Source organism: Streptococcus penaeicida (assembly GCF_002887775.1).
Taxonomy (GTDB): domain Bacteria; phylum Bacillota; class Bacilli; order Lactobacillales; family Streptococcaceae; genus Streptococcus; species Streptococcus penaeicida.
This window is the reverse complement of the sequence record NZ_LOCM01000015.1, coordinates 220,031-234,009: the sequence shown is the minus strand read 5'-3', so window position 1 is coordinate 234,009 and position 13,979 is coordinate 220,031. Positions and strand designations below refer to the sequence as shown.

11 protein-coding genes, 3 tRNA genes, 1 other RNA gene and 1 pseudogene are annotated in these 13,979 nt (G+C 37.9%); 11 read left to right on the top strand and 5 right to left on the bottom strand.

The genetic code is table 11. From position 1 onward, the window contains the following. The first annotated feature begins 107 nt into the window (after positions 1-107). From AT575_RS04085 to AT575_RS04060, 6 genes and pseudogenes are all read left to right on the top strand, one after another. Positions 108-1,129 (top strand): annotated as a pseudogene (locus AT575_RS04085) (branched-chain amino acid aminotransferase). 63 nt (positions 1,130-1,192) lie between these two features. Next, on the top strand, positions 1,193-1,423 hold the full coding sequence (locus tag AT575_RS04080) for a DUF2969 domain-containing protein (protein WP_102777275.1): 231 nt from the start codon (positions 1,193-1,195) through the stop codon (positions 1,421-1,423). A gap of 60 nt (positions 1,424-1,483) precedes the next feature. Further along, a tRNA-Tyr gene (locus AT575_RS04075) sits at positions 1,484-1,564 on the top strand. A gap of 5 nt (positions 1,565-1,569) precedes the next feature. Then, positions 1,570-1,641: transfer RNA gene (locus AT575_RS04070), tRNA-Gln, on the top strand. Between the two features lie 123 nt (positions 1,642-1,764). Continuing rightward, positions 1,765-2,973, top strand: coding sequence for a 30S ribosomal protein S1 (gene rpsA, locus AT575_RS04065; RefSeq protein WP_102777274.1), 1,209 nt, complete (start codon positions 1,765-1,767; stop codon positions 2,971-2,973). Between the two features lie 99 nt (positions 2,974-3,072). After that, positions 3,073-3,144 (top strand) — tRNA-Arg (locus AT575_RS04060). Positions 3,145-3,258: 114 nt separating this feature from the next. Here AT575_RS04060 and AT575_RS04055 read toward each other — a convergent pair. Then, on the bottom strand, positions 3,259-3,888 hold the full coding sequence (locus AT575_RS04055; RefSeq protein ID WP_102777273.1) for a DUF3862 domain-containing protein: 630 nt from the start codon (positions 3,886-3,888) through the stop codon (positions 3,259-3,261). 248 nt (positions 3,889-4,136) lie between these two features. Beyond that, positions 4,137-4,484, bottom strand: a transfer-messenger RNA (tmRNA) gene (gene ssrA / locus AT575_RS04050). A gap of 91 nt (positions 4,485-4,575) precedes the next feature. Between ssrA and AT575_RS04045 the strand changes: the two genes are divergently transcribed. Further along, positions 4,576-5,187 (top strand): TVP38/TMEM64 family protein, encoded by a 612-nt coding sequence (locus tag AT575_RS04045; protein ID WP_102777272.1) that lies wholly within the window; start codon positions 4,576-4,578, stop codon positions 5,185-5,187. A 37-nt stretch (positions 5,188-5,224) separates the two neighbouring features. On the opposite strand, the gene AT575_RS04040 is transcribed toward AT575_RS04045, so the two are convergent. From AT575_RS04040 to AT575_RS04030, 3 genes are read right to left on the bottom strand one after another with little or no spacing between them, the layout of a single operon-like run. Beyond that, positions 5,225-6,004, bottom strand: coding sequence for an ABC transporter permease (locus AT575_RS04040; protein WP_102777271.1), 780 nt, complete (start codon positions 6,002-6,004; stop codon positions 5,225-5,227). A gap of 9 nt (positions 6,005-6,013) precedes the next feature. Further along, positions 6,014-6,712 (bottom strand): ABC transporter ATP-binding protein, encoded by a 699-nt coding sequence (locus tag AT575_RS04035; RefSeq protein WP_102777270.1) that lies wholly within the window; start codon positions 6,710-6,712, stop codon positions 6,014-6,016. 1 nt (position 6,713) lies between these two features. Next, positions 6,714-7,082, bottom strand: coding sequence for a GntR family transcriptional regulator (locus AT575_RS04030; protein ID WP_102777269.1), 369 nt, complete (start codon positions 7,080-7,082; stop codon positions 6,714-6,716). Positions 7,083-7,254: 172 nt separating this feature from the next. Here AT575_RS04030 and AT575_RS04025 point away from each other — a divergent pair, with 172 nt between their 5' ends. From AT575_RS04025 to lepB, 4 genes are all read left to right on the top strand, one after another. Then, positions 7,255-10,365 carry a DNA polymerase III subunit alpha gene (locus AT575_RS04025; RefSeq protein ID WP_102777268.1) on the top strand — a complete coding sequence of 1,037 codons (3,111 nt, stop codon included), beginning with the start codon at positions 7,255-7,257 and terminating at the stop codon, positions 10,363-10,365. Between the two features lie 79 nt (positions 10,366-10,444). Next, positions 10,445-11,458 (top strand): 6-phosphofructokinase, encoded by a 1,014-nt coding sequence (pfkA, locus tag AT575_RS04020; protein WP_102777267.1) that lies wholly within the window; start codon positions 10,445-10,447, stop codon positions 11,456-11,458. Positions 11,459-11,531: 73 nt separating this feature from the next. Further along, on the top strand, positions 11,532-13,034 hold the full coding sequence (pyk, locus tag AT575_RS04015) for a pyruvate kinase (RefSeq protein ID WP_102777266.1): 1,503 nt from the start codon (positions 11,532-11,534) through the stop codon (positions 13,032-13,034). A 126-nt stretch (positions 13,035-13,160) separates the two neighbouring features. Then, positions 13,161-13,718, top strand: a complete 558-nt coding sequence (gene lepB / locus AT575_RS04010) for a signal peptidase I (protein WP_102777265.1) — start codon at positions 13,161-13,163, stop codon at positions 13,716-13,718. The last annotated feature ends 261 nt before the right edge of the window (positions 13,719-13,979 follow it).

The window sequence follows — 13,979 nt, the reverse complement described above, 5'->3', positions numbered from 1 at the left end:
TCCTTTTTAGTTTTTTAGTTATTTTTTGAAAATTAAAAAAGATTAGAAAATCTTGCATTTTCAACAAAATAGGGTACAATAATAAAAAGTAGAAATGAGGTCTTCATATGACAGTTAATATTGATTGGGAAAACTTAGGATTTGAATACCATAAATTACCATTCCGTTATATTTCTTACTTCAAGGATGGCAAATGGGATCAGGGACAATTAACAGAAGATGCCACTTTGCATTTATCTGAGGCAGCTCCTGCCTTACATTATGGTCAACAAGCATTTGAAGGTATGAAGGCATATCGCACTAAAGATGGCTCTATCCAATTATTCCGACCTGACCGTAATGCGGCTCGTTTGCAGGATACTGCTGACCGTCTTTTAATGCCACAAGTATCTACAGAACAGTTTATTGATGCAGCTAAACAAGTGGTTAAAGCTAATGAAGAATACGTTCCACCTTATGGCACTGGAGCAACCCTATATCTTCGTCCTTTGTTAATTGGGGTTGGTGATATCATCGGGGTTAAACCTGCCGACGAATATATTTTCACAATCTTTGCTATGCCTGTTGGGGCTTATTTCAAGGGTGGTTTGAAGCCAACTAATTTTATTGTTTCTGAAGACTATGATCGAGCAGCTCCGCATGGAACAGGTGCTGCCAAAGTTGGCGGGAACTATGCTGGTTCACTTTTACCTGGTAAAAAAGCCAAGTTAAGTGGCTACTCCGATGTTATTTACTTAGATCCAGCTACTCATACAAATATTGAAGAAGTGGGCGCAGCAATTTCTTTGGAATAACGGCTAACAACGAGTTTATCACTCCACTTAGTCCATCAATTCTTCCGTCAATCACTAAGTATTCACTTTTAGAGATTGCTGAAAAGAGACTCGGTATGACCGTGATTGAAGGCGATATCCCGGTTACTGCATTAGACAGATTTACAGAGGCTGGAGCTTGTGGAACTGCTGCAGTTATCTCGCCTATTGGGGGTATTCAATACCGCGACAATCTCCATGTCTTTTACAGTGAAACAGAAGTAGGTCCTGTAACCCGTCGTCTTTATGATGAGTTGGTTGGGATTCAATTTGGTGATATTGAAGCACCAGAAGGTTGGATTGTCAAAGTTGATTAATTTGAAAGCTTGCCCTTGCAAGCTTTTTTCTTTTCGTGTAAAATGGAAAAAGTGAGGTGTGAAATGAGTAAAAAAGACAAAAAAATTGAGATTCAAATCATTGATCAAAAGGTTTCACTAGAAAATGCTATGGTTGATGGCTACCAATTACAAATTGGTAAACGTACAGTTGGTGAAATTGCTGAGCTTGACGACAAGTTCGTGGTGATCAAAAATGGAAGCGCTGAAAGTTTCTTTAAAACATTGGAACAAGCAGTTGAAAACATCATTGAAAACTACAATTTGAATCACTAAAAAAGGGCAAAAACACTTGCGTGAGCACTGAAACTATGATAGAATAGTTTTTGTTGTTATGGAAAGATAGCGAAGAGGCTAAACGCGGCGGACTGTAAATCCGCTCCTTCGGGTTCGGGGGTTCGAATCCCTCTCTTTCCATTTTTTGGGGTATAGCCAAGCGGTAAGGCAAGGGACTTTGACTCCCTCATGCGTTGGTTCGAATCCAGCTACCCCAGTCAGAGGTATCAGAATTATCTGAGACCGTCAAAGATAAATCATGTTGTCGTTGCGGGTTACCTTGAGAAAATATATTGTTATCAAAAACTAGGGGACTAGTTTTTGTTGGAGGATTTTTTAGAATGAATGAATTTGAAGATTTGCTAAACAGTGTTAGCGAAGTAAACCCTGGTGATGTAGTCACTGCGGAAGTTTTAACAGTTGATAACGGTCAAGCAAACGTTGTTATCGATGGAACTGGTGTCGAAGGTGTGTTAACACTTCGCGAACTTACAAATGATCGCGATGCTGACATCAACGATTTTGTTAAAGCTGGCGACACAGTTGAAGTGCTTGTTCTTCGTCAAGTAGTAGGTAAAGATACTGATACAGTTACTTTCCTAGTATCTAAAAAACGTTTAGAAGCTCGCAAAGCATGGGACAAACTTGTTGGACGTGAAGGTGAAGTTGTTACTGTTAAAGGAACTCGCGCTGTTAAAGGTGGCCTTTCAGTTGAATTTGAAGGATTACGTGGATTTATCCCTGCTTCAATGATCGATACTCGTTTCGTACGCAACACTGAAAAATTTGTTGGTCAAGAATTTGACGCAAAAATTAAAGAAGTTGATGCTGCTGAAAACCGTTTCATCTTATCTCGTCGTGAAGTGATTGAAGAAGCTTCAGCTGCAGCTCGTGAAGAAGTTTTCTCTAAACTTTCTGAAGGTTCAGTTGTAACTGGTACAGTTGCTCGTTTAACAAGCTTCGGTGCTTTCATCGACCTTGGTGGTGTTGACGGACTTGTTCACGTAACTGAGTTATCTCACGAACGTAACGTTTCACCTAAATCAGTTGTATCTGTTGGTGAAGAAGTGGAAGTTAAAGTACTTTCAATCGACGAAGAAGCTGGTCGTGTATCACTTTCACTTAAAGCTACAACCCCTGGACCATGGGATGGCGTTGAACAAAAACTTGCTCAAGGCGATGTTGTAGAAGGTAAGGTTAAACGTCTTACTGACTTTGGTGCTTTTGTTGAAGTATTACCTGGAATTGATGGACTTGTTCACATTTCACAAATCTCACACAAACGTGTTGAAAATCCAAAAGATGTACTTTCTGTAGGTCAAGAAGTTACTGTTAAAGTTCTTGAAGTTAATGCTGCTGATGAGCGTGTATCACTTTCAATCAAAGCTCTTGAAGAACGTCCAGCACAAGCTGAAGGCGAAAACAATAACAACAGCGAACGTCAATCACGTCCACGTCGTCCAAAACGTGAACAAAAACGTGACTATGAATTACCAGAAACTCAAACTGGTTTCTCAATGGCTGACTTGTTCGGTGATATTGAATTATAATACAAGTAAAAGCTAAGATTTTCTTAGCTTTTTTTGTATAAAATATCCTTTATCCATCTTCTCATTTATGCTAATATATGGTATACTATTATGGTGTTACCACCTTTAGTGTAATGGATATCACGTAAGATTCCGGTTCTTGAGATGGGAGTTCGATTCTCTCAAGGTGGATTCTAACCACTATGAAAAGCCTATTAAAATAGGCTTTTTTATTTTATTGTCCTAAATTTGATTTAAAAAAAGTGAGGCTAGCATGCCCCACTCTTTCATTATGATTTAAAATGATCAATTGATCAAGCCTTTTTGTTCCATTTTCACTAACTTATCGTTTTCGAATAAGAGTGAGATGTTTGTCCCTCGAACAGTTGTTTTTAAGCCACTGACCCAAACGGCTTGAGTTTGGACCTTATCACTTGAACTAGCATGCGTATAGTCATCTGGTTCTGTAAGGATTTTAGTCACCTGATTATAAGTCATGCCTTTTTTCAATTTGTTATAATCCTGTAAGGAAACTTTTGGTTTACGGGCAAAGGCAAAGTTTGCAATCGATTTGACAATAGTAGAATTCTCATACATGTTGGCCTGGACTGTAACATTATCAAAAGTCCAAGTATAGTTATCTAAGGTTACATTACCAGCAGGTTGTTTTTCATGTTTTGTTGGTTCACCATAGAGGGCTTTAAGTTCCTCGATAGTAGATCCCCCTTTGAATTGGGTTTCCGCAGTGGCAATGTGAACCTTTTCAAAAGCAATCCGTTTATCCTGGTGAGGTGCAGTAGGCGCTTCTTTAATGGCCAAAGAATCCTTGTTATCTGAACCTTTGGAAGAAGTTTCCTTGTCTTTAGAACAAGCCACCATGCCAATGCAGAGCAAGGGGAGAAGTGCAGTTATGATTAATTTATTTGTTTTTTTCATGTCTTATTAATTCTCCATATAGATTGCTTCTATTATATCATATTTTGGATGTGGTATTAAGTTGTGAAAGTTTAAAAAGTCTTGTTTTACATCTTCTTTATCATTTTCAATGCTACCTGATACTCTAAAAGATGGAGTAAATTGGGTCTCCCTTTTTGCTAAACTGATGGTGATGCATGTACAAGACCAAAAGAAAAAACCTTGATTTAACAAGGTTTTGGTAAGTTGTGATAACTTACGGTAAGTTTTTATGGAGCTGGTGGGAGTCGAACCCACGTCCAAACACCTGCCAACATATTCGTCTACAACCATAGGTTATGTATTGATTTAACAAACTAAGGACACATAACTCAAGCCATTAGAGTGCGAGTCTAAAAATCTCTTTTTAAGGTACTAGACAATACCTTAAACGTAGCTTGCTGTTTTGAGACTTCTAGCAGGACACAAGCAATCTTGTAGAAGTCACGCTAACTGGTTTTTAGGCAGCTAAAGCGTAAGTGTTTGTATTTTTTGCAGTTATATTTAACTGGCATTTTACATCTGCCGATGGGTCGCAGAACATGTCTCATAATGCCTGTCGAATCCGTAACAACCCCGTGAATAAAAGGGTAAAAAACTTACAAAAATTATTATAACAAAAAACACTTTGGATAGCAAAATCTTTTGGTTTTGTGGTATGATAAAATCATGAAAATGAATAATGCAAAAGCCTATGTCTTTTTTCAACAATTATTTAAAATATTAGGAATTGTTGCTTTGATAGGTTCCTTTGTTTTAGCTTTTTGGTTGTATAAAATGGGCATATTTAACGATAAAAATGTCTTGAAGGATGTTATTAACCAATACAAATTTTGGGGTCCTTTCATCTTCGTCATCATCCAAATTTTTCAAATTGTCTTTCCAGTTATTCCTGGGGGCATCACGACTGTTTTTGGCTTTCTGATCTTTGGTCCCATTAAAGGATTCTTGCTCAACTATGTCGGCATATTAATAGGGAGCTATATCCTCTTTATGCTGGTCCGTGTTTACGGGAAACGGTTTATTCTGCTCTTTATGGATGAAAAGACATTCTACAAGTATGAACGAAAATTGGATACACCAGGGTATGAAAAAATCTTTATCATCTGCATGGTCTCGCCCATCTCACCAGCGGATATTATGGTTATGATTACAGCCTTGACCAATATGTCGGTTAAACGTTTTATGACCATTATGGTAATTGCCAAGCCCATATCAATTGTCGCCTATAGTTACCTTTTCATCTTTGGTGAGGATATTATCAAATATTTTCTGAAATAATTCAAAAGTGCTGGAAATTGATTCCAACACTTTTTTCTTATTGTAAATTGAGTTTGTACTTCATAATGAAGTGGGTTCCAAAGTAGTAGAAGATGACTTGGATTAAGCCCTCAATTGAGGTGATCAAGAAATACTTGTTGCTTGTCATAGCGAAATTATCATCGACCCCTAATCCTAAAAGGTTATTATTAACGAAGAAGATAATAATGGTTAGGATAATTTGAATGGCAAAGTAAGTAAGAAATGCCATGATTCCACGGTGGTTGCTGAAAAGTTGACCGACTGAAATGGAAAAGTAAATAACCAAAACATAGGAAATGCTTGAAAGGATAAATGAGACAATCAAGTAGGCTGTAAAGTTAAGATTACTTGGAATCTCTTTTGCAATATCTTGAAAGCCTTGAACAATATCTGCGTGATTAAATTGTGGCAAGATTAAGATAGCAAAAGCAATAGCTAAGATCAACATATTAAAGAATGAAAAGATTAAGGATGACACCAGTTTGGACAGTAATAGTGAATGTTCTGAAACTGGAAGAGTCATGGTTAAATAGCCTTCGCGACCATATATGTTTTTGTTAAAGCGATTAATGATGATAAGTAATGTTGCTAGTAGTGAACCCGCAATTAGGGCTCCAAAGATGAGCACTAAGGCCATGGGAATGAGACTGGTAAAAAGATTGAACTCTGTTTCCTGTGTGGCAAATCTTTTAATGACAAAAGATAAGATGGCTGCAATGGCAATGATGCCTGCATTTAAGGCAAAGTACCATTTACCAATGGATTTGAATTCATATTTTAATAATTTTCCGAACATTGCTGCCTCCTAAACTTTATAGTTGCTTCTGAAGAGTGTGTCAATTGACATGGCGTGTTCTTGACGGAGATCATCCACAGAACCAGACATGCTAATGTTACCATCTTTTAAGAAGAGTACTTCGTCAAGGATTGGTTCAATATCTGAAATCAGATGGGTTGAAATGAGTACGGATGCCTCTTCGCAGTAATTATTGATAATGGTTTTAAGGATGTAATCCCGGGCAGCAGGATCAACACCTCCGATAGGTTCATCCAAAATATATAATTTGGCTTTACGACTCATAACAAGGATTAATTGAACTTTTTCCTTATTCCCTTTTGAGAGGTTTTTGAGGTGTTCATCCAAGCTTAAATTCAAATCTCTGAGAAGACTGTATGCTTTAGCAATGTCAAAATCATCGTAGAAATCATCAAAATACTGAATAATATCAGAAACTTTCATTTCTTCTCTAAGATATGATGTATCAGGAAGGTAAGAAATGATTTTCTTAGTTTCAATGGATGGGCGATAGCCATCGATGACAATTTCCCCTTTATCGGGTTGAATAAGACCATTAATTAATTTAATAAGTGTTGTTTTACCAGATCCGTTAGGTCCTAATAAACCAATGATTTTTCCAGAAGGCATGCTGAAGGTTAAATCGTCAATGACTTTTTTGCCTTTATAAGATTTACTAACATGATGCAGTTGCAATAGTTGTGGCATCCTATGAATCCCCCTTTAGATATAGTTCAAGTTCTGGTAAGATTTGGTTGACAGTAAAACCCATTTTTACCATATTGGTCACGAAGGATTCAAGCTCACTACGTGATAATTCACGACGTTTTTGGTCAATGAGACTCTGATCTTCAGTAACAAAGCGACCAGCGGTGCGTTGAGAATAGACGATTCCCTCTCTTTCCAACTCTGAAAAAGCGCGCTGCATGGTATTTGGATTGACACCAGCTTGCTCCGCATATTCTCGGACTGTCGGTAATTGATCGCCAATTTTAATTTCTTGACTGACGATTTGCATCTTAATGTGCTGGGCAATCTGGATGTAGATTGGTGATTTTTCATCAAAATTCCAAGACATACCTTCTCCTCTCTGAGATTGCTATTAACAATCAATTGTACTATATAAATAATACAGTAAAAAGACTGGATTGTCAACAATTCAAAGATTTGCAAATTCCTAGTAGGTTATAAAAGCGAGCTCTGGTAGTAAATTTATAGTATAATAGAAGAAATCAATTAAAGGAGAAGCCATGTTTGCACAGTTAGATACAAAAACAGTTTATTCGTTTATGGATAGCTTAATTGACTTGGATAGCTATATTTTAAAAGCAAAAGAACTCGGCTATCAAAGCATCGGCATCATGGATAAAGACTCCTTATATGCTGCCTATCACTTTATTATTAAAACACAAAAGGCAGGGCTACAGCCCATTCTTGGTCTTGAACTCGATTATCTCATTCAGGACCAGGCTATTGCCCTTTATGCGATAGCCAAGGATAATCAAGGTTATCAAAACCTCTTAAAATTATCGACGCTTAAGATGTCTGGGGAGTTCAATCAAGGTCATTTTCAAGATTATCTTGAAGGGGTATTGATTATTATTCCTTATTTTCCACAGTTACTTGAACTTGAATTGGATTTTGACTACTTGATTGGTGTTTTTCCAGAGACTGAATTGCAGCAGCAGCTTGCGGTGAAGAGCTTGTTCCCACTTCAAACGGTGCGGTATTTCGATGATTCTGAACGGGAAACCCTGCAGGTTCTGCATGCTATTCGGGATAATTGTGCTTTGACGGAGTCAGCTTTGGTAGAAGCTGGGCAATTCCTCAAAGACAGACGAGAAATGGACCAATTATTTGAGAGTCGTTTTCCTGGGATTCTGGGTCATGTGCAATCCATTATTGGGACGATTTCTTATCAGTTTAATCAGGATTTCAAATTACCTCGTTTTAATCGGGATATGCCAGCCAAGGAAGAGTTAGCAGAGAGAACACGTGAAGGCTTGCAAGAGAAGGGCTTATGGTCCAATGCTTATCAAGAACGGTTAGCGCATGAGTTACAAGTCATTTCGGAGATGGGCTTTGACGACTATTTCTTGATTGTTTGGGACTTGTTACGTTTTGGTCGAAGTAAGGGTTACTACATGGGTATGGGGCGTGGTTCTGCGGCTGGTAGTCTGGTTGCCTATGCTTTAAACATTACGGGCATTGACCCCGTCAAGAATAATCTTCTTTTTGAGCGTTTTTTGAATAAAGAACGTTACAGTATGCCCGATATTGATATTGACCTTCCTGATATATACAGGACAGAATTTTTACATTATGTTCGTAACCGCTATGGCAGTGATCACTCGGCTCAAATTGTGACTTTTTCAACCTTTGGGGCTAAGCAGGCCATTCGTGACGTCTTCAAACGTTTTGGTGTTCCTGAGTATGATATTAGTAATCTTAGTAAGAAGATTGCCTTTAAGGACACGCTAACTAGTGTTTACGAAAAGAATATTTCTTTCCGTCAAACCATTAATAGTCGGATAGAATATCAAAAGGCTTTTGAGATTGCTAAACGTATCGAAGGTAATCCACGTCAGACCTCTATTCATGCGGCTGGTATCGTCATGAGTGATAACCTGTTGACTGACCATATTCCTTTGAAAGAAGGGGTGGAGATGATGGTCACGCAATACGATGCGCCAGCAGTTGAAGCCAATGGTTTATTGAAGATGGACTTCCTTGGTTTGCGTAACTTAACCTTTGTGCAAAAGATGAAGGAGAAGGTGGCTAAAGATTTTGGTCAGGACATTGTCATTGAGGACATTAATCTTGAAGACAAAGAAACCTTGGAGCTTTTTGCTCGTGGTGATACTAAGGGGATTTTTCAGTTTGAACAAAGCGGTGCTATCAGTCTTTTGAAACGCATCAAACCTGTTCGTTTTGAAGAAATTGTCGCTACAACTAGCTTGAACAGGCCAGGGGCTAGCGACTACACTAGTAATTTTATCAAGCGGCGGAATGGGCAAGAAAAAGTGGATTTAATCGATCCGGTAATTGCTCCTATTCTTGAATCAACTTATGGCATCATGCTCTATCAGGAACAGGTTATGCAGATTGCTCAAGTCTTCGCAGGCTTCAGTCTAGGCAAGGCCGACCTGTTAAGGCGTGCTATGTCCAAAAAGAACCTATCGGAAATGCGAAAAATGGAAGCTGATTTCATGGCGGGGGCGCGTGCTTTGGGCCGTTCGGAAGAGACCGCTAAGTTGCTCTTTAATCGGATGGAGAAATTTGCTGGTTATGGCTTTAACCGCAGTCACGCTTTTGCCTACTCGGCTCTGGCTTTTCAACTTGCCTATTTTAAAGTTCATTACCCATCGATTTTCTTTGATGTCATCATGAATTATTCAAACAGTGATTACATTAGTGATGCTTTGGATTCTGATTTCAAAGTGGTTCCTCTCTCCATCAATTCCATTCCTTATATGGACAAGATTGATAAGCAAAGTATTTTCATGGGGCTTAGGAATCTAAAGGCAGTTCCACGAGAGATGGCCTATTGGATTATTGAAAATCGTCCTTTTAATAGTATTGAATCATTTTTGATGGCTCTTCCTTTGAAGTATCAGAAGAAAGAATTGATTGAGCCTTTGGTGGCTATTGGTCTTTTTGATACTTTTGAGAAGAACCGTAAAAAAGTTATGCAAAATATTGACGGTCTTTTGCTCTTTGTTGCGGAGCTAGGTTCCTTGTTTGCTGATTCTTCCTTCAATTGGGTGGATAGTGATGACTATTCTAATACAGAGAAGTATCAACTAGAGGAGTCTTATATTGGGATTGGCTTGAGTCCTCATCCTCTTTTGGAAATTGCTGAGCGAACTAGGGAGCCTTTCACGCCAATTTCTAAATTAGTTAAAGAAACCAATGCGACGCTTTTGGTCCAAATTGAAAAAGTTCGAATCATAAGAACCAAGTCCAATGGTCAACAAATGGCTTTCTTGACGGTGACTGACACCAAATCCAAAATCGAGGTGACTGTTTTCCCTGAAGCATTCTTGCAGTTCCAAGTTCTCTTAGCAGAAGGTCAGTTAATTTTTATTAGTGGTAAGGTTAATGAGCGCGACAATCGTTTACAAGTGATTGCCCAAAAACTATGGAAAGCAAGTAGTAAGCAGTATTGGATTTTAGTCGCAGATCACGGCAATGACAAGGAGATTGCGGAGATTTTAGCAGCTTATCCAGGGGACTATCCGGTGATGATTCATTATCAAAATTCAAAGGAAACGCTTCAAATTAGTCAGATTTTTGTGGATGGTAGTCAAGAACTGGAGAATGCCTTAAAAACAAGGGTAATGAAAACGGTTTTTCGATAAATTTAACCCATTTGTGAAGAATTTTGCTATGGAATATGCTATAATTAAGACGTTAAATTAATTAAAGGAGTACCAAAAAATGAAACGTATTGCTGTTTTATCTAGTGGTGGTGACGCCCCTGGTATGAACGCTGCTATTCGTGCAGTTGTTCGTAAAGCAATCTCAGAAGGAATGGAAGTCTATGGGGTTAACCATGGTTATGCTGGATTAGTAGCTGGCGACATCTTCCCTATCTCTTCAAGAGATGTTGGCGATAAAATTTCTCGTGGAGGAACTTTTCTATACTCAGCTCGCTATCCTGAATTTGCTAAATTAGAAGGTCAACTTGCTGGTATTGAACAACTTAAGAAAAATGGAATTGAAGGAGTTGTCGTTATTGGTGGTGACGGTTCATATCATGGCGCTATGCGCTTAACTGAACATGGTTTCCCAGCTGTCGGCATTCCAGGTACAATTGATAATGATATCGCTGGAACTGATTTTACAATTGGTTTTGACACAGCTGTCAATACAGCCGTAGATGCTATCGATAAACTTCGTGATACTTCATCAAGTCATGGTCGTACTTTTGTTGTTGAAGTAATGGGTCGAAATGCTGGTGATATTGCTCTTTGGGCAGGTATTTCAAGTGGTGCTGATCAGATCATCGTGCCAGAAGAAGGTTTCGATATCAATGTTGTTGCTAAAACAATCGAAGATGACTTTAAGAAACAAGGTAAGAGTCACCATATAATCGTCCTTGCAGAAGGTGTGATGAGCGGTGTGGAATTTGCTGAAAAACTTAAAGAAGCTGGTGATACCAGTGACCTTCGTGTAACAAATCTAGGTCATATTCTTCGTGGTGGTTCACCAACTGCGCGTGACCGTGTCTTAGCATCACGTCTAGGGGCACATGCTGTTGAACTTCTTAAAGAAGGTCGTGGCGGTCTTGCAGTAGGTATCCATAATGAAGATATTGTTGAAAGTCCAATTTTAGGTACTGCCGAAGAAAATGCATTGTTTAGCCTTTCAGAGGATGGCAAAATTATTGTTAATAACCCTCACAAAGCACGTCTTGACTTTGCTAAACTAAATCGTTCACTTTCAAGATAATCTTATCTGAGAGCTATCGTTTCTATTGTTAAACGTCGATAATCGACAGAAAAATAAGGAGTTTCATATAAATATGAGTAAACGCGTAAAAATTGTTGCAACACTTGGTCCTGCGGTTGAAATCCGTGGTGGCAAAAAATATGGAGAAGATGGTTACTGGGCTGGTCAACTTGATGTTGAAGCATCAGCAAAAAAAATTGCTGAATTAATTGAAGCTGGTGCTAACGTTTTCCGTTTCAATTTCTCACATGGTGACCATGAGGAACAAGGTGCTCGTATGGCAACTGTTCGTCGTGCTGAAGAAATGGCTCGTAAACGAGTTGGTTTCCTTTTAGATACTAAAGGTCCAGAGATGCGTACTGAATTATTTGCTGATGATGCAAAAGAATACAGTTATGTAACTGGTGAAGAAATCCGTGTTGCTACTGAACAAGGTATCCAATCAACACGCGATGTTATTGCTTTGAGCGTTGCTGGTAACTTAGATATCTATGATGAAGTTGAAGTTGGTCATACTATTCTTATTGATGATGGTAAACTTGGTCTTAAAGTTATCGAGAAAGATATTGCTACTCGCCAATTCGTTGTAACAGTTGAAAACGACGGTATCATTGCTAAACAAAAAGGTGTTAACATTCCTAACACTAAAATTCCTTTCCCAGCTTTAGCTGAACGTGACAATGCTGATATTCGTTTTGGTTTAGAACAAGGCTTGAACTTTATCGCTATTTCATTTGTACGTACTGCAAAAGATGTTGAAGAAGTTCGTGACATCTGTCGTGAAACTGGTAATGAACATGTTCAATTGTTTGCAAAAATTGAAAACCAACAAGGTATCGATAACCTTGATGAAATCATTGCAGCAGCAGATGGTATCATGATTGCGCGTGGTGACATGGGTATTGAAGTACCATTTGAAATGGTTCCAGTTTTCCAAAAAATGATCATCACTAAAGTTAATGCTGCAGGTAAAGCTGTTATTACTGCAACTAACATGCTTGAAACAATGACTGAAAAACCTCGTGCAACTCGTTCTGAAGTTTCTGATGTCTTCAATGCTGTTATTGATGGTACAGATGCTACAATGCTTTCTGGTGAATCAGCTAACGGTAAATACCCTGTTGAATCAGTTCGCACAATGGCAACAATTGATAAAAATGCGCAAACACTTCTTAATGAATATGGCCGTTTAGATTCATCAAAACTTTCACGTGATAACAAAACTGATGTTGTTGCATCTGCAGTAACTGATGCGACACATTCAATGGACATTAAATTAATTGTCACAATCACTGAAACTGGTAGTACAGCGCGTGCTATTTCTAAATTCCGTCCAGATGCAGACATTTTAGCTGTTACATTTGATGAAAAAGTTCAAAGAGCTTTAATGATTAACTGGGGAGTTACTCCAATTGTAGCTGCGAAACCATCTTCAACAGATGATATGTTCGAAATTGCAGAAAAATTAGCTCTTGAATCAGGTATGGTTAAATCAGGCGATAATATCATTATCGTTGCTGGTGTGCCAGTTGGTTCTGGTGGTACTAACACAATGCGTATTCGTACTGTTAAATAGTAATATGATTTGAGTCACAAGCTTGCTTGTGACTTTTTTTTATTCAGAGAATTCAGATTCTTTAAAGTTCTAACCTTTTGTTATTTCTTAGAAAATGTTATAATGTTAACAAGGTAAGGAGTATATATGGTCAAAAGAGATTTTATACGCAATATTATCATTGCCTTAATTGTTATTGTAATTGCAATACTTTTAAGAATATTTGTTTTCTCTACGATTGAAATTAACAAAGACTCAGCTAATTCATACTTGAAAGCTGGTGACTTAGTTACGATCAAACGTAATATAAAACCGCAATATAAAGATTTTGTGGTCTACGAGGTTGATGATAAGGAGTTTGTCAGCCGCGTCATTGCTACAGGTGGTCAGTCTGCAACTTATATGGATGATATTTTTTATTTAAATAATGGTATTGAGGATCAACAGTATATTGAAAAACTTAAGAACGATTATTTATCAACATCACCAATGGGCAGTCTATTCACAGATGATTTTAATATCTCAACGATTTCAAGAGAAAATAACACCGTTATTCCTGATGGTAAATTTTTACTTCTAAATGATAACCGTCGAAATCGAGCTGATTCACGAGAATTTGGATTGATTGACCGCAAACAAATAAAAGGTGTCGTTACCTTTAGAGTACTTCCTTTAGATGACTTTGGTTTTATTGAAGTTGAATAAGAAAACTATTTGTTAAGAAGTTGCTCTTAAAGGAGATTAAAGTTAGTTAGCTTATGACAGACTGATTGTCATTAGTTGTCGTAACAAAGCGTGAAGCTAGGATATATATCTTAGCTTCATTTTTTTGATTTAAATCAGACTATACCAATATAATGTTTGACAAGAAAAAGTCATTAGTTTATACTGGGAACATAGAGTTTTGGTTGGAATAATCAGACTATACCAATTTTATTTGAAAAAGAAAGAAGTAAGTTCACTTAC